Origin of the sequence: Rhodococcus sp. H-CA8f (genome assembly GCF_002501585.1) — a bacterium.
Lineage (GTDB): Bacteria > Actinomycetota > Actinomycetes > Mycobacteriales > Mycobacteriaceae > Rhodococcus_F > Rhodococcus_F erythropolis.
Genome location: NZ_CP023720.1, coordinates 3,605,265 through 3,623,255, shown reverse-complemented (window position 1 = coordinate 3,623,255; position 17,991 = coordinate 3,605,265). Strand labels below are relative to the sequence as shown.

Sequence of the window (17,991 nt, the reverse complement as noted above, 5' to 3'; positions counted from 1 at the left end):
GGTGACTACTCTCGTGTGATGGCCGCATTCCAGGAATCCACAGCAGGCACGGTCACCATCGTGGCCGGCCTCGAGAGCACCTTCGCCGACGAACTCGGCGCTCTGACGGTGCCGTGGCAAGGTGCTGCCGCGCCCGACCCGCAGTTGCTCGTGCTGAACGAGCAGCTGGCTGCGTCGTTGAGATTGGACGTAGCAGCGCTGCGAAGTGTGGACGGGATCTGCGTCCTGTCCGGTTCGACGGTGCCGGTCGGGGCCACACCGGTGGCGATGGCATATGCGGGTCATCAGTTCGGTGGGTACGCACCAATTCTCGGGGACGGTCGGGCTTTGTTACTCGGCGAACTCGTCAGCAGCGCCGGGCAGCGAGTGGACTTGCATCTGAAGGGCTCCGGGCGCACGCCGTTCTCTCGGGGCGGCGACGGGTATGCGGTCGTAGGGCCGATGCTGCGCGAATATCTCGTCAGTGAGGCGATGAATGCCCTCGGTGTCCCCACTACGCGCGCGCTGTCGGTGGTGGCGACGGGCCGAGACGTTCGCCGCAACGGCGCAGAACCCGGTGCCGTGCTTGCACGGATCGCGTCGAGTCACCTACGCGTTGGGACCTTCGAGTTCGCGGCCCGGCAGGGCGAGGTATTGCAGCCGCTCACTGATTACGCGATTGCCCGGCACTACCCGGAGCTGACCGAACTTCCGGCAACGGGTACACACAATCGCTACCTGAAGTTCCTCGAGGCGGTGGTTGAGGCGCAGGCATCACTGGTGGCGAGGTGGATGCTCATCGGTTTCGTGCACGGGGTCATGAACACCGACAACACGACAATTTCGGGGGAGACCATCGATTACGGTCCGTGCGCCTTCCTCGACGCGTTCGATCCGGCGGCAGTGTTCAGCTCGATCGACCACGGGGGGCGCTATGCATTCGGCAATCAGCCCGCTGTACTGAAGTGGAACCTGGCGCGCTTGGCAGAAACACTGTTGCCACTGATCGATTCCACACCCGACGAAGCAATTTCCGCGGCGTCAGCAGTTCTCGAGACCTTCGACGAGCGCTACGAGGGTCACCACGCGGCCGGTCTCGCGGCAAAGCTCGGTCTGGCCCAGCCGTTTGTCGATCGGGCGCTCGTCGACGATCTGCTGACGTTGTTGGCGGAACACGGTGCTGATTGGACGGGCAGTTTCCGTGCTCTCGCCGACGAATTGCGCGGAAATTCGGTGCCTCTCGACAACCTCGTGCCACGGGAGCACATCGCGCCCTGGTTGCAGCGGTGGCACGGTGCCCTGACGGAAAACGGACACGGGGCCGCGGAGACCGCGAGCGCGATGGATCGCGTCAACCCCCTGTACATTCCGCGTAATCATCGGCTCGACGCTGCCCTGCGCGCCGCGACCGACGGCGACCTCGCTCCCTTCGAGAAGCTGCTGGAGGTGGTCACGCATCCATTCGACCGACGCGACGAGTGGGCTGACTACACCGAGGCGGCTCCGCAGTCTTTCAGCGAAACATTCCAAACCTTCTGTGGCACTTGACAGATGAAGCCATCAATCCGTCAGGATGATCAATTCACGCTCCGACGCGATTTCGACGCGCAAGCCCGCCTTCGACGCCACCCGCGCAACACCCTTGATGTCGGTCGGTTCGGCACGCGAGACCACCAGCGCACGGGCGAGCAGACCTTTGTGGTGCTTGTTGAAGTGACTGACGACAGTGCGGGTGCCGTCCGGCTTCTCGGTGAGGACCGTTGCGATCAGTGCGTCCGGAACCGGTCCGAGGTCTTGGTAGGTGCCGGACCGTAGATCGATGACAAGGCCGTCGGCTTCGGCCGCCAAGGCCTTCGGCAACTCCGGCTTCCACAGTGAGCGGAGCGTGCCCATCCCGGGCAGCTTGGACCCGCCGGAAAGGCGGTAGGCGGGGATCAGATCTCCCGCACGGACTGCACCGAACAGAGCGGAGCCGATCGCGATCCGATCGAGAGCCTTGGCCTTCTGGGCGCGGGTGAACGACTTGGCGTCGAGGGCGTCGAAGAGCACCCCGGTGTAGCGCTGCAGTGCGGGCCGCGTCGCGGACACCCACAGCTTGGCGTTGCGTTCCACTTCGTCTGCTTGCGTCGGACCGAGCCCGAGCGCTTCGCACGACGCCTCGACGTCAGCGGCCAGATCGACCAGCGTCTGAACCAGCAATTCGCGCGTTTCGGTCAACTGTGGCATCGACAGTTCGGCCAGATCGAGGGGCGCATCCTTGCCGCCGTCGGACTTGGTTTCTGAGGGAGGCAGCAGTACAAGCACGCTGTAACCGTACCGAGGCCCGCTCGGCCGACTGCGGCGACTATCCTTACACCTCGTGATTACCCGTCTGTCCCACCTGTTCCTGCGTACCCTGCGTGACGATCCCTCGGACGCCGAAGTTGCCAGCCACAAATTGCTGGTTCGTGCCGGCTACGTGCGTCGTATCGCTCCAGGCGTCTACTCGTGGTTGCCGCTGGGATTGCGGGTGCTGCGCGAGGTTGAGCGTGTTGTCCGCGAAGAAATGAATGCCATTGGTGGGCAGGAAATTCTGCTGCCTGCTCTGCTCCCGCGCGATCCGTACGAGGCGTCGAACCGCTGGACCGAGTACGGCCCCAACCTGTTCCGCCTCAAGGACCGCAAGGGCAACGACTACATGCTCGGCCCGACCCACGAGGAGCTCTTTGCTCTGACGGTCAAGGGTGAGTACAACTCGTACAAGGACTTCCCGGTCACCCTGTACCAGGTGCAGACCAAGTACCGCGACGAAGAGCGTCCGCGTGCGGGCATTCTGCGTGGTCGCGAGTTCCTCATGAAGGATTCGTACTCCTTCGACCTCAGCGACGAAGGCCTGACGGAGTCGTACCAGGCGCACCGCGGTGCCTACGAGAAGATCTTCACGCGTCTGGGCGTCAAATACGTCATCGTCTCGGCGACCTCCGGTGCGATGGGCGGCAGCGCGTCCGAGGAGTTCCTTGCCGAGAGCGAGATCGGCGAAGACACGTACGTGCGCTGCCTCGAATCCGGCTACGCCGCCAACGTCGAGGCCGTCAAGACTGTTGTTCCCGACTCGATTCCGTTCGACGGGCTACCCGAAGCGAAGGTGTACGACACCGCGAACACACCCACCATCGACACCCTCGTGGACTGGGCGAACGGTGCCGACCTCGGCCGCACCATCACCGCCGCCGACACTCTCAAGAACATCATGGTCAAGACCCGCCTGCCCGGCGGCGAGTGGGAACTGCTCGGTATCGGCATCCCCGGCGACCGTGAGGTCGACGAAAAGCGCCTCGAAGCTTCACTGGAGCCGGCCGAGTTCGTGATGATCACCGAGACCGACTTCAAGAACAACCCGTTCCTGGCCAAGGGTTACATCGGCCCGAAGGCTCTGCAGGCCAACGGTGTTCGCTACCTTGTCGACCCGCGCGTCGTCGACGGCACCAGCTGGATCACCGGCGCCGACGAAGACGGCAAGCACGTGGTCGGCCTCGTTGCCGGTCGCGACTTCACCCCTGACGGAACCATCGAAGCCGCCGAGGTTCGTGACGGCGACGCCTCTCCCGACGGAGCCGGCACGCTGGTCTCGGCTCGCGGTATCGAGATCGGGCACGTCTTCCAGCTCGGCCGCAAGTACACCGACGTCTTCACCGTCGACGTCCTCGCCGAGAACGGCAAGCCCGTCCGCCCGACCATGGGTTCGTACGGCGTCGGCGTCTCGCGTCTGGTGGCCGTCATTGCCGAGCAGCACCATGACGAGAAGGGTCTGCGCTGGCCTGCCGAAGTTTCACCGGCCGACGTCTACCTCGTCATCGCGAACAAGGACGAGACTGCACGCGAAGGCGCCGAAGGCCTCGCCGCGCAACTCGACCGTGCCGGACTCGAAGTAATCCTCGACGACCGCAAGGCATCGCCGGGCGTGAAGTTCAAGGACTCCGAGCTGATCGGCGTTCCGCTGATCGTTGTCGTCGGCCGTGGTTGGGCCGACGGCAAGGTCGAGATTCGCGACCGCTTCACCGGCGAGAGCCGTGAGATCGACGCCGACTCGGCGATCGAGGAGATCATCAGCGCAGTTCGCGGCTGATTCGAATAGTCGTCTGGGCCGCCGCAGCCACCTTCCGAGGTGTCTGCGGCGGCCCTTCTTTTCTGCCACAATCGTGGCTATGGAACGCGAACCGGATTGGGCAGAAGTCGACGGTTACCTTGTCTCCACGTTGGTAGGTGAAGATCCGGTTCTCGACGCGGCACTCGCCGCCAACTCCGAGGCCGGCCTCCCTCCGATCGACGTGGCGCCGAACCAGGGCAAGCTCCTCAACCTTCTGGCGCGAATGTGCTTGGCGCGCAATGTCCTCGAGATCGGAACGCTCGGCGGATACAGCACGATCTGGCTCGCTCGCGCGGTCGGCCCCTCGGGCCAAGTCATCACGCTGGAATTCGATCCCACCCATGCGGATGTCGCTCGGGCGAATATCGAGCGCGCCGGCTTGGCTGACCGTGTCGACATCCGCGTCGGGGCTGCGCTCGACAGCCTCCCGTCGATCGCGAAGGAAGAGTTGGGACCTTTCGACTTGGTCTTCATCGACGCCGACAAGGAGAACAACACCGAGTACGTGCGGTGGGCGTTGGCCCTTTCGCATCCCGGAACCGTCATCATCGTGGACAACGTGGTGCGTGGGGGACATGTGTCCAACCCGGATATCGACGACGAGCGCGTCAAAGCGAGCCGAGCGGTGTTGGAGATGATCGCGGCCGAGCCGAAACTCGACGGCACCGCCATTCAAACCGTGGGTTCGAAGGGATGGGACGGGTTTGCCGTTGCAGTAGTGAACGAGTGAGCGCAGACTCGAAGCGGTGAGGATGCTGGGGGCAGCAAAGGCGGCATGGCGATGGGTGCGCAGTGCTCCCGGTACCTACGTCTGGTTGCTTGCCCTGCTGTTCACCACACTGTTCCTGCGGCATCTGCCTGACAATGTCGAGGAGCGTTTTCTCGGCAAGCGCTCGACCAATCTGCATCACCTGGCCGAAGACCCGCTACGAGTCCTGTTCTCGAGTGCCTTCTGGCTCGAAGGTGGCGGTTGGTTGGGATACCTGGTTCTCTTCACCATCTTTCATGCAACGGCTGAGCGTTGGCTCGGGACGTGGCGGTGGCTGTGTGTTGTCGTCATCGCCCACGTCGGAGCCACGTACATCAGCGAAGGTGTTCTGTACGAAGGTATTCGGCACGGATACGTGGCGGAGTCGGCGGTCAACACTCTCGACGTGGGAGTGAGCTACGGTCTGGCCGGCATCATGGGGATTCTGGTGTACCGCATCGTCGATCCGTGGCGATACGTCTATCTCGCGGGGCTGCTGGTCTTCTACGGTGTACCTCTGATTTTCGCCACCAATTTCACCGCCATCGGCCACATGTCTGCGTTGTTGCTGGGATTGGCGTGCTATCCGATCACGCGTGCTCGGGCGGGCACGTGGAATCCGATGGACCTGTGGCATTCGCGAAGAATCGCAGGTCTTCCATGAATCGCACCGCGGAAAGTTACCCGCTGGTAGTTTAGCGTCATCGACGAAAGGTAATGACGTGTCTGGCACCGATGGATTGCTCTTCAACCCCCATACTTACGACCCCGCTCAGTTCGATCCGGAGACCCGCCGTTTGCTGCGAGCCACCATCGAATGGTTCGAGAGCCGCGGCAAGAAGCAACTGCTTCAGGACGACCTCGACGCCGTGTGGGTCTCCGACTTTCTCGAGTTCGTCGGCAAGGAGAAGTTGTTCGCGACGTTCCAGACTCCGGCGGCATTCGCCGGCGGTGACGAGAACCGTCGTTGGGACGGTGCCCGCAACGCGGCCTTGAGTGAGATCTTCGGTTTTTACGGGCTGGCGTACTGGTACGCCTGGCAGGTCACGATCCTCGGACTCGGACCGATCTGGATGAGTGACAACGACGCAGCGAAGAAGCGTGCAGCGCAGGAACTTGCCGACGGTGGCGTCATGGCGTTCGGCCTCTCCGAGCGCGACCACGGCGCCGACGTGTACTCCACTGACATGCTTCTCACTCCCACCGCCGGCGACGTCGCCTTCCGCGCGAGCGGCGAGAAGTACTACATCGGAAACGGCAACGTAGCCGGAATGGTGTCTGTGTTCGGGCGTCGTACCGACGTCGAGGGTCCCGAAGGCTACGTGTTCTTCGTCGCCGACAGTGCACATCCGAACTATCAGCTTGTGGACAATGTCCTGCGCGGGCAAATGTACGTCAGCAATTTCCGCCTCGACGACTACCCGGTGCGCGAGGAAGACATTCTGCACACCGGCGTCGCCGCATTCGAGGCCGCGCTCAACACGGTCAACGTCGGAAAGTTCAACCTGTGCACCGGCTCCATCGGGATCACCGAACATGCGTTCTTCGAAGCAATCACTCACGCGCAGAATCGAATTCTCTACGGTAATCCGGTCACCGACTTCGCCCATGTACGCGCCGCCTTCGTCGACGCGTACTCACGTCTGATCGCGATGAAACAGTTCAGCGCGCGGGCGGTCGACTACTTCCGCAGCGCCAGCCTCGAAGACCGTCGCTACCTGCTGTTCAATCCCATGACCAAGGCCAAGGTCACCTCGGAAGGTGAAAAGGTCGTCGGGTTGCTGCACGACGTGATCGCGGCAAAGGGGTACGAGAAGTCCACGTACTTCCGTGAAGCAGCGCAGATGATCGGCACGCTGCCCAAGCTCGAGGGCACCGTCCACGTCAACGTCGGCCTGATCCTCAAGTTCTTGCCGAACTACCTGTTCAACCCCGCGGCGTTCCCGGAGATCGTCACGCGCGACGACGCAGCCGACGACGAGTTCTTCTGGAATCAGGGACCGACCCGCGGCGCTGCGAAGATCCAGTTCCACGAGTGGAAGCCCGTCTACGAGAAGCACTCTTCGATCCCGAACGTCGCTCGTTTCTACGAGCAGGCGATCGCACTCACCGAATTGCTCACTGCCGCAGCGCCGGACGCGCAGCAGCAGAAGGATCTCGATTTCATGCTCAATGTCGGGCACCTGTTCTCCCTCGTCGTCTACGGTCATCTGATTCTCGAGCAGGCCGAGATCAGCGGACTCGACGCCGACGTTGTCGATCAGATCTTCGACTTCCAGATTCGCGACTTCTCGGGATACGCGATCGCACTGCACGGAAAGCCGTCGTCGACGCCGGAGCAGCAGAAGTGGGCCTTGGCCGCAGTGCGGAAGCCTGTTGTGGACAGTGAACGCTTCGACCGGGTGTGGCAGCAGGTCAAGGCGTACGACGGTGCATACGAGATGCGCGCATGACCGCGCCGGTGGTACGTGAGCAGTTGATGGCCGTCGTGGAGGGATCCCCGAAAGCCGTCGGCGCGCATGATCGCTCGACCTGGGTTGCGCTGTTTGCCGAAGAGGGCCAGATCAACGACCCTGTAGGTTCACGTCCGCATAACGGGCAGGCGGCGATCGAGAGTTTTTACGACACGTTCATCGCCCCCAATTCGATCACCTTCCACGTCGAGCGCGATATCGTGTGCGGCCGCACAGTGTGGCGCGATCTGAGCCTCGCTACCGAGATGTCGACCGGAGTCGTCCTCGACGTGCCGATGCATTTGCGCTACGACTTGGTGGGGGAGCCCGATTCCTTGCGGATCGGAACCCTCTATGCGCATTGGGAATTGGCAACGATGCTGAGCCAGCTCGCTACCGCCGGCGTTGCCGGGGTGAAGGCTGCCGCGAAGTTGACCCCGCAGCTGCTCTCGAACCAGGGGATCGGCGGAGCGCTCGGATTCTCGCGCGGCATCTTCGGAGTCGGAGACAAAGGCAAGAAGGCGGCTTCGCGGTTCCTCGATGCGGCCGCTGTCGGTCGAACGCCGCCGGTACCCGTCGAGCTTCCGGCGGGAACGCAGTTGTCCAAAGCCGACGTCAACGCTCTGCTCACCGGCGTGACGAAGAGCAAGATGCTGGTTGCCGGTCGAACTGTGACGGCGAGCGTAATCGTGTGCGGGGAACCGGCCATCGCCCTGTTCGGCTTCGAGGCGAGCGGTCATCGCCTCAATCGGGTGCGCTTCTTCACCGAGAGCTGATACCGAGAACACTCGAATGCAGGTCAGGCTCGGCGCGCCACTCCGGCGCGCCGAGCCTTCGCTTTTCGGTGAAGTGTCAGATCGCCCCGAGATCCGCAGACAGCCAGTGCTGCGGATTCATGTAGATCCCTACCTGCTCGCCCAACTGCGATCGCGCGAATTCGAGATATCCGTCGACCTTGTCCGGGGTCAGGTATCGCCGCGAGACTTCGACCAGCATCTCGTCGGTGCCCGGAACGATCTTGTCGACGGATCCGCTGACGCTGACGTAACGGATTGTCGGATCGAGCCTTTCGGCCATCAACGAGAAATGCCCGGCCGACTCGATGAGTCGAGCCTTTCGTGAATCCTTGCCGGTGAGGATCCATGGTTTGCCACCGGGCGAGTACAGGTACCAGATCGGGACGGTCAACGGACCGCGTTCGGTGCCGTCCGCTACGGACAGCGCCCCGATGTGGGGTTCGGCCAGGAACTGTTCACGCTCATTTTCGGAGAGTGCCATTCCTCGAGATTACCGCGACGTTTGACATGGCGTTGTGACTCCGTACACAATCGATGTGCTCATTATGAACATGCGTTCGCAATGCGAACAGATCTCGATCTGGACTACTGGATCTGAACCGGTAGCGAACGCCCACAAGCAGTGAATGTCGAGGATCCGATGACCGCACCGCATACGCAATCGAGTTCAATCACCGGTTCGCCTGGGGCGCGTGCCGCAATGTGGGTAGCACCGTTGTGTTGGATAGCTGTGCTTCTGGACGGATTCGATCTGGTCGTACTCGGCGCGGTCATTCCTTCACTTCTCGACTACGACGCGTGGGGATTGAGTACCGGCACGATCACGATGATCTCGACCTTCGGGCTCATCGGCATGACCATCGGAGCCCTCGTCATCGGCACTCTCACTGACGTCATCGGTCGACGCCGCGCGCTGCTGTACGCCGTTGCCGCATTCTCGATTCTGACTCTGTTGTGCGCAATTGCGCCCAATCCGTTCATCTTCGGTCTGCTGCGCTTCCTCGCCGGGGTGGGACTGGGTGGCGCCCTTCCGACGGCATTGGCTCTGGTCAACGAATTCTCGAAGAAACAAGGCGGTGGATCTGCGTCGACCATGCTGATGACCGGCTATCACGTCGGCGCCGTTGCCACCGCCGCGCTGGCGCTCGTCGTGATCGAACCTTTCGGTTGGCGAGCGATGTTCGTTGTCGGCGCACTTCCTGCCGTCGTCCTGATTCCACTCATGCTGCGGTATCTGCCGGAATCCCCGTCGTACCTTCTCGCTCACGGAAAGCGTGCCGAGGCCGAGGAAATCGCTGCCCGTTACGGTGTCGAGCTCGAGGCTGCGCCTACGTCCGAAGCTGGGCGTGCCGAAGCCGCCAATCCCATTCGCGCACTGTTCTCTTCGAAGTTCCTGCGTAACAGCATCGCCATCTGGATCACCAGTTTCATGGGCTTGCTGCTCGTCTACGGATTGAACACGTGGCTTCCGACGATCATGCGCGAGGCCGGTTACAACCTCGGAGCCTCGTTGACGTTCCTTCTGATCCTCAATGCCGGAGCCGTCGTCGGGCTGTTGATCGCCGGGGGCGTCGCGAACAAGATCGGCCCGCGTACCGCAGCAATCGTGTGGTTCACGGGAGCAGCGTTGTTCCTGGCGCTTCTGAGTGTGAAGGTGTCGTTCGGAATCTACGTGATGGTCTTCCTCGCCGGATGCTTCGTTTTCAGTGCACAGGTACTGGTCTACGCCTTCACGAGCGCCAATCACCCACCGCAGATTCGCGCGACAGCGCTCGGATGGTCGGCGGGTGTCGGCCGGGTCGGTGCGATCTGTGGCCCGATTCTGGGCGGAGTTCTCCTGGGTGCGGGTTACGCCGTGCCGTGGGGCTTCTACGCTTTCGCGCTCGTCGGACTGCTCGGTGCAATTTCGATCTCCTGCACACGGGTTCGCACCTGAAATACCAGTTTCGCAGGTTGGTGCGCTACTGCTATCGTTGAATATGAGTATGAAGAGTAGCGCTATCGTCACGTCACGGGCACCGCTACCGATGCCATCGTCTCGATCCGGTTTGTGGTGGGGCTTGCTCGGTGTTCTGGCGTTCTCGTTCACCGTTCCGCTCACGAGGGTCGCCGTCGCGGATCTCGACCCCCTGTTCGTCGGCGCGGGCCGCGCCGTCGTTGCCGGGGCCCTTGCGATTGTGATGCTGTCGGTTACTCGCGCGACGCTTCCGACGCTTCGGCAGTGGTTTCGCATCGCACTCGTGACCGTTGGCGCGGTACTGGGGTTTTCACTGTTCACCACGTTTGCGTTGCAGACATCGCCGGCGAGTCACGCGGCAGTCGTGATCGGACTACTTCCCGCTGCGACCGCGGTATTTGCCGTCGTCCGAGGAAAAGAGCGTCCCAGTAAGGGATTCTGGTGGGCAAGCGCCGCCGGCGCGGTATCGGTCGTAGGGTTCGTGGCCGTCGCAAACGGCGGACTCGGCTCGTTTCATCTCGCTGATCTTCTTCTGTTCGCCGCGGTTGTGTGTGCAGCGCTGGCATATTCGGAAGGTGCGTTGCTGGCCCGCGAGATCGGGTCGTGGCAGACGATTGCCTGGGCATTGATTCTCGGACTGCCGGTCACGATTGCGTTGACGGTGGCGTCCATGGCCCAGGCTCCGGTTTCTGCCGATGTGAATTCGTGGCTTTCGTTTGCCTACCTGGGATGCGTGAGTATGTTTCTCGGGTTCTTTCCCTGGTACCGGGGTCTGGCGATCGGTCCCATTTCCACTGTGAGCCAAACACAGTTGGTTCAACCGGTGCTCAGCATTGCCTGGTCGGCGCTGATACTCGGTGAGGCGTTGTCACCCTCGATCGTGGCCGGCGGCGTCGTCGTCATCGGGTGTGCCTGGCTTGCCCTGAAGGCGCGAGTGTCAGCGCCGCGTGCTGTGCCGGCACGCGACGCGACCACTGCCACCGATGATTCAGAAAAGCGGGCCGCCACCGAAGGCACTGCGGTGTGACGCAGGTTGTTTCCCGTTGGCGTCGGTGATTCCGTACTCGACGGCCGTCTCGGCGGTGATCAGTGTGTGACCGCTGCGCGCGTTCACTTCTGGATCGTTGGCCAATGCAGTGATGACCTGGCCGACGAATTCCGGGGTTTCGGCCTCGGCCAGTGAGAAGCCTTCGAAGCTCTCGATCCCACTCGCCTCCATCCGCTCGTTGCGGATCAACCCGAGCCAGAAGGAAAGTGCGGTGACGCCGGTTCCCTTCAATTCGACAGCCATGTCGGCGGCCATCTTGTCCAAACCTGCCTTCGACATCCCGTACAGGACAGAGTGCAGGTACCCGCGGGTGCCGAATGACGAGATATTGCCGATCACTCCACTGCCCCGGGGGACCATCAACTTCGCCGCTTCTACCGAAGCAACGTAGTGGGCGCGCAGTCCGATTCCGATCAGCGAATCCCAATCGTCGATCGGCCTCTTCCAGAACGGATCGGCGAAGCCGGCATAGCCCGCCGGGTTGGCCCAGACGTTGTTGACCAGAAGATCGAGGCGGCCTGACTGTTCCTCGGCGATGCGTGCAAACAGGTCGACGATCTTTTGATCGTCGGCGTGATCGCACTGCACGGCAATGCCGTGACCGCCGCGCTCGGTGATCTCCGCCGCGGTGCGATCGAGTGGGCCGTCGGCGCCGACGGTTCCTCGCGCCGTCACGTACACCGTCCAGCCGTCGCTTCCCAGTGCGAGTGCAATGCCTTTACCGACGCTCCTACTCGCGCCGGTCACGAGCGCTACTTTGCCGTTTGTCGACGTGGTCATCGGGGACCTCCCAACGAACCCTCGGCGATATCAGTGTCGGGGGACAGGGGAGTGGTGATCGACCACGTCTCCGTGAAGTGGCATTGACTCATTTTCCACACACCGTCCTCGATCACGTATTTGTCGTCGTATTCGCCGGTCATCAACTTCTCGGTGCGTCCGACAGTGTCGACCTGGCGGAACTGCAGGGTCCATCGCCCCACCGCCGCCGTCTCCGAGGTCAGTGTGATGTCGGGATGCAATCCGTGATGCATGTCGAGTACCGCGTACCGGCCGTCGACCTTGCGAAGAGCGATCTTCTCGAAGATGTCCGCCATCGGCCCGGCGTCGTCGAACGCGCCGAGACGGCCGTAGTCGATCGACGCTCCTGAACGGATGAAGCTGCTGCGGAACCGAACCGGATCCTTGGCGTCACATGCTCGCCAGTAGCCATGTTTGAGCTTCTTGATTTCCTCGATCTGTTCGAGCGCGTCGAGGCGTTGTGCGAGATCCACCGTCGGTCCTTTTCGTCTGGGTTTCCCGGAGACATGTCGGATCGACTGTAGGGTGTCCTCAGTCACATGTGTGTAGTTTTTCCCAGTGACCGGTCAGGAAACGGTGTCGGTTTCGCTCGAGGATTCGTCGCCGGTGAGAGTGATTGCAGTCGAGTCGCTGAAGACGCTGCCCCAGAGTTCGCCGAGGGCCGGATCTTCTTCGGCGTGTTCGGGTGCCATCATTGCGAGCAGATTGTTGATCAGCATGCCGTTCGCGATGAACAAGCGGGCTTGCTCGGGCGTGCAACCGGTGCGCTCGCGCAGCAAGGTGTAGATGCCGGACATGGCGGTCCGGGACACGGCGGCGACGTCGTCGGTGCTGGTTGCGAAGCCGTGCAACATGACGAGCAGCAGATCTCGATCGAGGACCAGCTCGCCGTAGGCGGATCCGAGTTCGGCCCAGAACTGCGGATTGCTCGGATCGATTGTGACGGTGTCCAATTTGTCGTTGAAGGTGCGGACGATTTCGTCGAGCGCACGCGTGAACACCGCGTGGAACAAATCTGCCTTGGTTCCGAACATGCGCACGACGTAGGGCTGCGAGACGCCGGCTTCCTTGGCGACGGCGTCCGTGCTGGTGCCGGAGTATCCGCCCTTTGCAAATGCCCGCGTTGCCGCGGCAAGGACCAGTGCGCGACGTTCCGGTGCGCTCATCCTGCGGGTACGTGGTTCAGCTGCACCGATCGACATATTGACACGTTATCACCGGATAGCTTAGTTTCGACTTAAGTAATCAATCGATGCCTTAAGGCACCTTCACATCGAGGAATCACGATGACCGTTTTGACGAAGTCCGGATCGGACGCCGCATCCGGGTCGGAAAACAGTGGAGGACGTAAGGTTCCGATCGCGATAGCGATGGTTGCTGCTTCTCTGCCCATGTTCATGGCTACCCTCGACAACCTCGTGATGACGAGCGCGCTGCCGGTGATCGAGAAGGAACTGAACGCGTCCGTCGGGCAGCTCCAATGGTTCATGAATGCGTACACGCTCTGCTTTGCGACGCTGATGCTTTCGGCGACGACGCTCGGCGATCGGTGGGGACGCCGCCGGATGTTCGTGTTCGGAATCGGGCTGTTCACGGCTGCATCGATCGCTTCGGCGCTGTCGACAACTCCCGGCCTGCTGATTGCGGCCCGGGCATTTCAAGGCGCGGGCGCAGCCGCGATCATGCCGCTCTCGCTGACCCTCCTCGTCGCAGCGGTACCGGAAGCCAAGCGCGCCATGGCAATCGGTGTCTGGGGTGGCGTCTCCGGACTGGGAATCGCGATGGGTCCCGTGGTCGGTGGAGCGGTAGTCGACGGGTTCTCGTGGCAGGGAATCTTCTGGATCAACGTGCCGGTTGCGATCGTTGCCGTTCCTCTCGCGTTGTATGCGTTGCGTGAATCGACCGGTCGCACACAACCTCTCGACCTTCCCGGTGTCGCACTCGCCGGACTCGGTGTGTTTCTGGCGGTGTGGGGGATCGTTCACGGCAACGACGACGGCTGGGGATCGCTTGGAGTGGTTGCGTCGTTGGTCGGTTCCGCAGTCGCGTTGGCGCTGTTCGTTCTTCGCGAGATGAAGACGTCACATCCGGTCATGCCCCTACGTCTGTTCCGTTCACGCAGCTTCTCGATGGCGAACGTCATCGGCTTGACCTTCTCGATCGGGATCTTCGGAGCGGTGTTCCTGCTGTCGCAGTACCTCCAGATCGTGATGGGCTACAGCCCGTTCCAAGCAGGCCTGCGGACGCTTCCGTGGACGGCGGCGCCGATGATCTTCGCTCCTCTCGCCGGTTTTCTGGCGCCGAAGGTCGGGCTCCGTTCACTTCTGCTGACCGGTCTGCTGCTCCAGGCCGGAGCATTGTTCTGGTTGGCCGCGTTGATCGGTCCCGACGTGACGTACGGTTCGCTGGTTCCGGCGCTACTGATGGCGGGCATCGGCATGGGCCTGACCTTCGCGCCGAGTTCCACCGCTGTCCTCGTCGACATGGATGAGCCTGATCACGGAACGGCCAGTTCGACCAACTCGACGCTTCGCGAGATCGGTGTTGCGCTGGGAATCGCGGTTCTTACCGCAGTCTTCCTTGCGGCCGGGGGTGCGCTCACGCCACTCGGTTACGGAGATGCGCTGACACCTGCACTGCGCGTCGGCGGTTGCTTCGTATTGGTGGCCGTGGTTGCGGCTTGGTTCGTGCCCTCACATCGCAAGGCCTGAGCCACTGCTGTGCGCCTTTATTAACCGCCGGCGGTTAATAAAGGCGCACAGCAGTTTACGAAGCCGGGTCCCCTGGGAACGCTGATGTGGACGGAGCGGTTCCCAGCGCGGACCGCCATCCGGCGCCGCGGATTGCCGCATCGGTCAGGCCGTCGATTCCGAACGTGCGGAGTTGGTCGGTATCGACCTGTTCGACGAATGCCCGGTAGGTCACGGCGGTGTCGGATTCGATCTGTGCTGCCAGTTGTGCCGCGGTAACGGCGTCCGTCACCGGGAACGGGATCTCGTAGGCTGCCGCGGCTGTCGGCGGGGTCTCGCCCGCGTCGGTCGACAGGGCAACCAGCGCATCACGTCGCGCGCGGTGCGCGGCTGTATGTGTGGCAACTTCGTTGACACGGGCAGGATTCGAAAACGCGGCAACCACTCCGTAAGCGAAGATCGCGGCATTCTCTGATTCGATTGCGGTCAGCAAGGCAGAACTCTCGGTTCGACGGGTGTGCGAAGTGATCATGGAAGCAACACCGCAACCTGGGTCGAGCACGACGCGCTGATCGAACCGAGCAAGCCCGCGCGATAGCCGGACATCGTGCGAGCGAGATCCGCGGCACTGCGCGCCGAATCGTTAAGCGAGGTCCTCAAGGTGTCAACGCCCGTCGGAGCGTTTGCGACCGAGGTCGACGGGGGCGCAGTGGTCGTAGCGCCGCCGCCTGCTGCTCGCGCAATCTCGGCGTCGAGTTCGAGTGCATGCGCTGTGCGTTCGGCGCTGATCGTGGTCAGTGATGCCGACTTGTCCGGCGCAAGAGCGATGGCGGCGGTTGCGGCTGCCGCGTCGGAGCGAGCTCGCTCGGCCTGGGCCGTCAACTGGTCGACTTCTGCAGCCGCCTCCGCTGTGCCGTTGTCGGTGCAGGCGGACAACGAGAAGGCTGCAGCGCCCAACGCTGCTGCGGTTCCCGTCATCTTGAGCGCACTCCGCCGGGAGAGTGGGGTAGTAGTCATGGGCGTCAGCACCAGTCCATCGTGCCAGGTGGTCGGCCGATCGTTCGAATCCGCGGCACGTGTTCAAGTGTGACGTGCGTCGGGCACTCTGGTCACGGAGACGCGTAATGAGCGGTACTCTTGGATGCTTGCAGCATGAGGCACCTGGTGTCCTTTCATGCTCGCAGCCGCCCACGTCGACAGTCGACACAAGTCGGACAATCGACGACAACTGAAATGAGGAGTTCGCGAGATGCCGGTGCCATCCAGGGAGAGGGTGATCGAGCTGATCTCCGAACTCGTGCACGCCCAGGGTTACGACGTCGAAGACGTTGTCGTGACCAGTGCGGGCAAGCACAGCGCGGTGCGCATCATGGTCGACAGCGATGCCGGGATCGAACTCGATGCCGCCGCAGAGATCAGCAGACTCGTTTCGGAACTTTTCGACAGCCTCGAGGAAATCGGTGAAACGCCGTACACCCTCGAGGTGACCTCCCCGGGAATCGATCGTCCACTGACGCTCGAGCGTCACTGGCGTCGAGCTCGTGGACGCAAAGCGCGTATCGATCTGGCCGGCGAGACCGTGGTCGGCCGTATCGGAACGTTGAACGACGATTCCGTGGCGGTTGTCATCGGTGGCCGTGGCGGACTGACCGTGCGAGAGATTGCACTGGGCGACGTTCAGAAGGCCGTAGTTCAGGTGGAGTTCTCGAAGCCCAGTGAGGCGGAGTTGGAACTCGCGGGCGGCATCCCGGAGGGGCGCGCAGTTCCCTCGGATGCGGTTGACCTCACCGATGACTCGGGCGTGGACAGTGTCGAAGACGACGAAGCAGAATTAGAAGACGTAGAAAACGAAGAAGGGTTCGACAAGTGAATATCGACATTGCAGCGTTGCGAGCGATCGAAGCCGAAAAGGGCGTTTCGATCGAAACTGTGATCGCCACGATCCAGACCGCGCTGCTGACGGCGTACCGCCACACCGAGGGGCACAAGCAGAACGCTCGGATCGATGTCAACATCAAGACCGGTTCGGTGCGAGTGATGGCACACGACACCGATGCCGACGGCAACATGATCGGCGAGGAGTGGGACGACACTCCCGAAGGATTCGGTCGAATCGCGGCGACCACCGCACGCCAGGTCATCCTGCAGCGTTTGCGCGACGCCGAGCACGAGCGCAGTTTCGGTGAGTTCTCCACCCATGAGGGTGAAATCGTCGGCGGTGTCATTCAGCGCGACACGCGTGCAAACTCTCGCGGGATGGTCGTCGTTCGAATCGGCAGCGAATCCAATGGCGCCGAAGGATTGTTGCCGCCCGCAGAACAGGTTCCCGGCGAGAACTACGAACACGGCGAGCGCATCAAGTGCTACGTCGTCGGGGTTGCTCGCGGCGCCCGTGGCCCCCAGATCACCCTCTCGCGGACCCATCCGAACCTGGTTCGCAAGTTGTTCGCACTCGAGGTTCCGGAGATCGCGGACGGCAGCGTCGAGATCATCAACGTCGCGCGCGAAGCGGGACACCGTTCCAAGATCGCCGTTGCCTCACGCGTGCAGGGGCTGAACGCAAAGGGTGCATGCATCGGCCCGATGGGTCAGCGCGTCCGCAACGTCATGAGCGAACTTGCGGGGGAGAAGATCGACATCATCGACTTCGACGAAGATCCCGCGACGTTTGTGGGCAACGCACTTTCCCCGTCGAAAGTGGTCTCCGTCACTGTCGTCGATCCCGAGGCTCGTGCGGCCCGTGTCATCGTGCCCGATTTCCAGCTTTCGTTGGCCATCGGAAAAGAGGGTCAAAATGCCCGCCTGGCTGCACGGTTGACGGGTTGGCGTATCGACATTCGGAGCGATGCGGCACCCGTTGGCGACGCGTCCGACCGGCCCGCCACGTCCAACGGATAACGGTGGAATGCAGTGATCGAGACGGTTCGGCGGTAGAGTGGACAATGGTTCGACGTGAGTCCTCGGATTCTGCGCGCGTGAAACCCGGTTCGCCGGTCAGAACGTGTGTGGGGTGCAGGGAACAAGGGTCGGCTGTCGATCTGTTGAGGGTCGTGGTTGGTGAGCAGGGGCCGGAGGGTTCCCCGCTCGTCCCCGACGTATCGCGAAGACTCCCCGGTCGAGGTGCATGGCTGCACCTGGATCCGAGTTGTCTGAGCCTGGCAGAGCGGCGCCGAGCATTCAGCAGAGCACTGCGAGTGTCCGGAAATCTGGACACGTCCGCTGTCGACCAGCTGGTCGACGCAGTTCACACAAAAGCAGTACCTCTCGAGAAGAACAGGCACAAGCACTCATGAGCACACCGTGAAGCACCAACGATGAACGTCCATCGGCGATAACCCGAGGTCGTGCGGGACCCACATCTGTGGGATGCCTCCTGCTCGACCTCATCAGTG

General features: G+C 62.3%; 19 protein-coding genes. 12 read left to right on the top strand and 7 right to left on the bottom strand.

Annotated features, from left to right (window positions below):
* Positions 1-18 precede the first annotated feature (18 nt).
* Positions 19-1,527, top strand: coding sequence for a YdiU family protein (locus tag CPI83_RS16815; RefSeq protein ID WP_198586307.1), 1,509 nt, complete (start codon positions 19-21; stop codon positions 1,525-1,527).
* 12 nt (positions 1,528-1,539) lie between these two features.
* Here CPI83_RS16815 and yaaA read toward each other — a convergent pair whose 3' ends face one another.
* The gene (gene yaaA, locus CPI83_RS16810; protein WP_007735009.1) at positions 1,540-2,283 is read right to left on the bottom strand and encodes a peroxide stress protein YaaA; all 744 of its coding nucleotides are present in this window, start codon (positions 2,281-2,283) and stop codon (positions 1,540-1,542) included.
* A gap of 55 nt (positions 2,284-2,338) precedes the next feature.
* Between yaaA and CPI83_RS16805 the strand changes: the two genes are divergently transcribed.
* The 5 genes from CPI83_RS16805 to CPI83_RS16785 all read left to right on the top strand — a co-directional run bounded on the left by CPI83_RS16805 (position 2,339) and on the right by CPI83_RS16785 (position 8,082).
* On the top strand, positions 2,339-4,084 hold the full coding sequence (locus CPI83_RS16805) for a proline--tRNA ligase (RefSeq protein ID WP_020969391.1): 1,746 nt from the start codon (positions 2,339-2,341) through the stop codon (positions 4,082-4,084).
* A gap of 79 nt (positions 4,085-4,163) precedes the next feature.
* Positions 4,164-4,835, top strand: a complete 672-nt coding sequence (locus tag CPI83_RS16800) for an O-methyltransferase (protein WP_041814959.1) — start codon at positions 4,164-4,166, stop codon at positions 4,833-4,835.
* Between the two features lie 22 nt (positions 4,836-4,857).
* On the top strand, positions 4,858-5,517 hold the full coding sequence (locus tag CPI83_RS16795; RefSeq protein ID WP_070386971.1) for a rhomboid-like protein: 660 nt from the start codon (positions 4,858-4,860) through the stop codon (positions 5,515-5,517).
* Between the two features lie 58 nt (positions 5,518-5,575).
* Positions 5,576-7,306 (top strand): acyl-CoA dehydrogenase family protein, encoded by a 1,731-nt coding sequence (locus tag CPI83_RS16790; protein ID WP_097387462.1) that lies wholly within the window; start codon positions 5,576-5,578, stop codon positions 7,304-7,306.
* Positions 7,303-8,082, top strand: a complete 780-nt coding sequence (locus tag CPI83_RS16785; RefSeq protein WP_070386973.1) for a ketosteroid isomerase family protein — start codon at positions 7,303-7,305, stop codon at positions 8,080-8,082. Before CPI83_RS16790 ends, CPI83_RS16785 begins: the two co-directional genes overlap by 4 nt.
* Positions 8,083-8,158: 76 nt before the next feature.
* Here the strand turns inward: CPI83_RS16785 and CPI83_RS16780 are convergent, their stop codons facing one another.
* Positions 8,159-8,584 (bottom strand): pyridoxamine 5'-phosphate oxidase family protein, encoded by a 426-nt coding sequence (locus CPI83_RS16780; RefSeq protein WP_097387461.1) that lies wholly within the window; start codon positions 8,582-8,584, stop codon positions 8,159-8,161.
* 159 nt (positions 8,585-8,743) lie between these two features.
* Between CPI83_RS16780 and CPI83_RS16775 the strand changes: the two genes are divergently transcribed.
* Entirely contained in the window at positions 8,744-10,039 is a 1,296-nt protein-coding gene (locus tag CPI83_RS16775; protein WP_097388199.1) for an aromatic acid/H+ symport family MFS transporter, read from the top strand.
* A gap of 91 nt (positions 10,040-10,130) precedes the next feature.
* Positions 10,131-11,087, top strand: a complete 957-nt coding sequence (locus tag CPI83_RS16770) for a DMT family transporter (RefSeq protein ID WP_097387460.1) — start codon at positions 10,131-10,133, stop codon at positions 11,085-11,087.
* On the opposite strand, the gene CPI83_RS16765 is transcribed toward CPI83_RS16770, so the two are convergent.
* From CPI83_RS16765 to CPI83_RS16755, 3 genes are all read right to left on the bottom strand, one after another.
* Positions 11,049-11,888 (bottom strand): SDR family NAD(P)-dependent oxidoreductase, encoded by an 840-nt coding sequence (locus tag CPI83_RS16765; RefSeq protein WP_070386732.1) that lies wholly within the window; start codon positions 11,886-11,888, stop codon positions 11,049-11,051. The genes CPI83_RS16770 and CPI83_RS16765 overlap by 39 nt on opposite strands.
* Positions 11,885-12,382: a nuclear transport factor 2 family protein gene (locus CPI83_RS16760; RefSeq protein WP_097387459.1), complete on the bottom strand. Its 498-nt coding sequence runs from the start codon at positions 12,380-12,382 to the stop codon at positions 11,885-11,887. The genes CPI83_RS16765 and CPI83_RS16760 overlap by 4 nt, the downstream gene beginning before the upstream one ends.
* Positions 12,383-12,475: 93 nt before the next feature.
* Positions 12,476-13,111, bottom strand: a complete 636-nt coding sequence (locus CPI83_RS16755; protein ID WP_020969397.1) for a helix-turn-helix domain-containing protein — start codon at positions 13,109-13,111, stop codon at positions 12,476-12,478.
* 84 nt (positions 13,112-13,195) lie between these two features.
* Here CPI83_RS16755 and CPI83_RS16750 point away from each other — a divergent pair, with 84 nt between their 5' ends.
* Positions 13,196-14,620, top strand: a complete 1,425-nt coding sequence (locus tag CPI83_RS16750) for an MFS transporter (protein ID WP_047888852.1) — start codon at positions 13,196-13,198, stop codon at positions 14,618-14,620.
* A 55-nt stretch (positions 14,621-14,675) separates the two neighbouring features.
* Here the strand turns inward: CPI83_RS16750 and CPI83_RS16745 are convergent, their stop codons facing one another.
* Both CPI83_RS16745 and CPI83_RS16740 read right to left on the bottom strand, forming a co-directional pair.
* On the bottom strand, positions 14,676-15,131 hold the full coding sequence (locus CPI83_RS16745) for a ferritin-like domain-containing protein (protein ID WP_080945658.1): 456 nt from the start codon (positions 15,129-15,131) through the stop codon (positions 14,676-14,678).
* Entirely contained in the window at positions 15,128-15,577 is a 450-nt protein-coding gene (locus tag CPI83_RS16740; RefSeq protein WP_019748061.1) for a hypothetical protein, read from the bottom strand. Before CPI83_RS16740 ends, CPI83_RS16745 begins: the two co-directional genes overlap by 4 nt.
* A 271-nt stretch (positions 15,578-15,848) precedes the next feature.
* Between CPI83_RS16740 and rimP the strand changes: the two genes are divergently transcribed.
* The 3 genes from rimP to CPI83_RS16725 are packed head-to-tail and all read left to right on the top strand — an operon-like array spanning position 15,849 to position 17,892.
* Positions 15,849-16,469: a ribosome maturation factor RimP gene (gene rimP / locus CPI83_RS16735; protein ID WP_020907437.1), complete on the top strand. Its 621-nt coding sequence runs from the start codon at positions 15,849-15,851 to the stop codon at positions 16,467-16,469.
* On the top strand, positions 16,466-17,497 hold the full coding sequence (nusA, locus tag CPI83_RS16730; protein WP_003942738.1) for a transcription termination factor NusA: 1,032 nt from the start codon (positions 16,466-16,468) through the stop codon (positions 17,495-17,497). The genes rimP and nusA overlap by 4 nt, the downstream gene beginning before the upstream one ends.
* Positions 17,498-17,541: 44 nt before the next feature.
* A complete protein-coding gene (locus tag CPI83_RS16725; protein WP_019748063.1) occupies positions 17,542-17,892 on the top strand; it encodes a YlxR family protein in 351 nt (116 codons plus the stop codon).
* The last annotated feature ends 99 nt before the right edge of the window (positions 17,893-17,991 follow it).

Excerpts from the sequence above, each read along its gene's own strand:
- CPI83_RS16815 (WP_198586307.1), top strand. The coding sequence starts at position 19 with ATGGCCGCATTCCAGGAATCCACAGCAGGCACGGTCACCATCGTGGCC.
- CPI83_RS16800 (WP_041814959.1), top strand. The coding sequence starts at position 4,164 with ATGGAACGCGAACCGGATTGGGCAGAAGTCGACGGTTACCTTGTCTCC.
- CPI83_RS16795 (WP_070386971.1), top strand. The coding sequence starts at position 4,858 with ATGCTGGGGGCAGCAAAGGCGGCATGGCGATGGGTGCGCAGTGCTCCC.
- CPI83_RS16785 (WP_070386973.1), top strand. The coding sequence starts at position 7,303 with ATGACCGCGCCGGTGGTACGTGAGCAGTTGATGGCCGTCGTGGAGGGA.
- CPI83_RS16780 (WP_097387461.1), bottom strand. The coding sequence starts at position 8,584 with ATGGCACTCTCCGAAAATGAGCGTGAACAGTTCCTGGCCGAACCCCAC.
- CPI83_RS16775 (WP_097388199.1), top strand. The coding sequence starts at position 8,744 with ATGACCGCACCGCATACGCAATCGAGTTCAATCACCGGTTCGCCTGGG.
- CPI83_RS16770 (WP_097387460.1), top strand. The coding sequence starts at position 10,131 with ATGCCATCGTCTCGATCCGGTTTGTGGTGGGGCTTGCTCGGTGTTCTG.
- CPI83_RS16765 (WP_070386732.1), bottom strand. The coding sequence starts at position 11,888 with ATGACCACGTCGACAAACGGCAAAGTAGCGCTCGTGACCGGCGCGAGT.
- CPI83_RS16755 (WP_020969397.1), bottom strand. The coding sequence starts at position 13,111 with ATGTCGATCGGTGCAGCTGAACCACGTACCCGCAGGATGAGCGCACCG.
- CPI83_RS16750 (WP_047888852.1), top strand. The coding sequence starts at position 13,196 with ATGACCGTTTTGACGAAGTCCGGATCGGACGCCGCATCCGGGTCGGAA.
- CPI83_RS16745 (WP_080945658.1), bottom strand. The coding sequence starts at position 15,131 with ATGATCACTTCGCACACCCGTCGAACCGAGAGTTCTGCCTTGCTGACC.
- CPI83_RS16740 (WP_019748061.1), bottom strand. The coding sequence starts at position 15,577 with ATGACGGGAACCGCAGCAGCGTTGGGCGCTGCAGCCTTCTCGTTGTCC.
- rimP (WP_020907437.1), top strand. The coding sequence starts at position 15,849 with ATGCCGGTGCCATCCAGGGAGAGGGTGATCGAGCTGATCTCCGAACTC.
- CPI83_RS16725 (WP_019748063.1), top strand. The coding sequence starts at position 17,542 with ATGGTTCGACGTGAGTCCTCGGATTCTGCGCGCGTGAAACCCGGTTCG.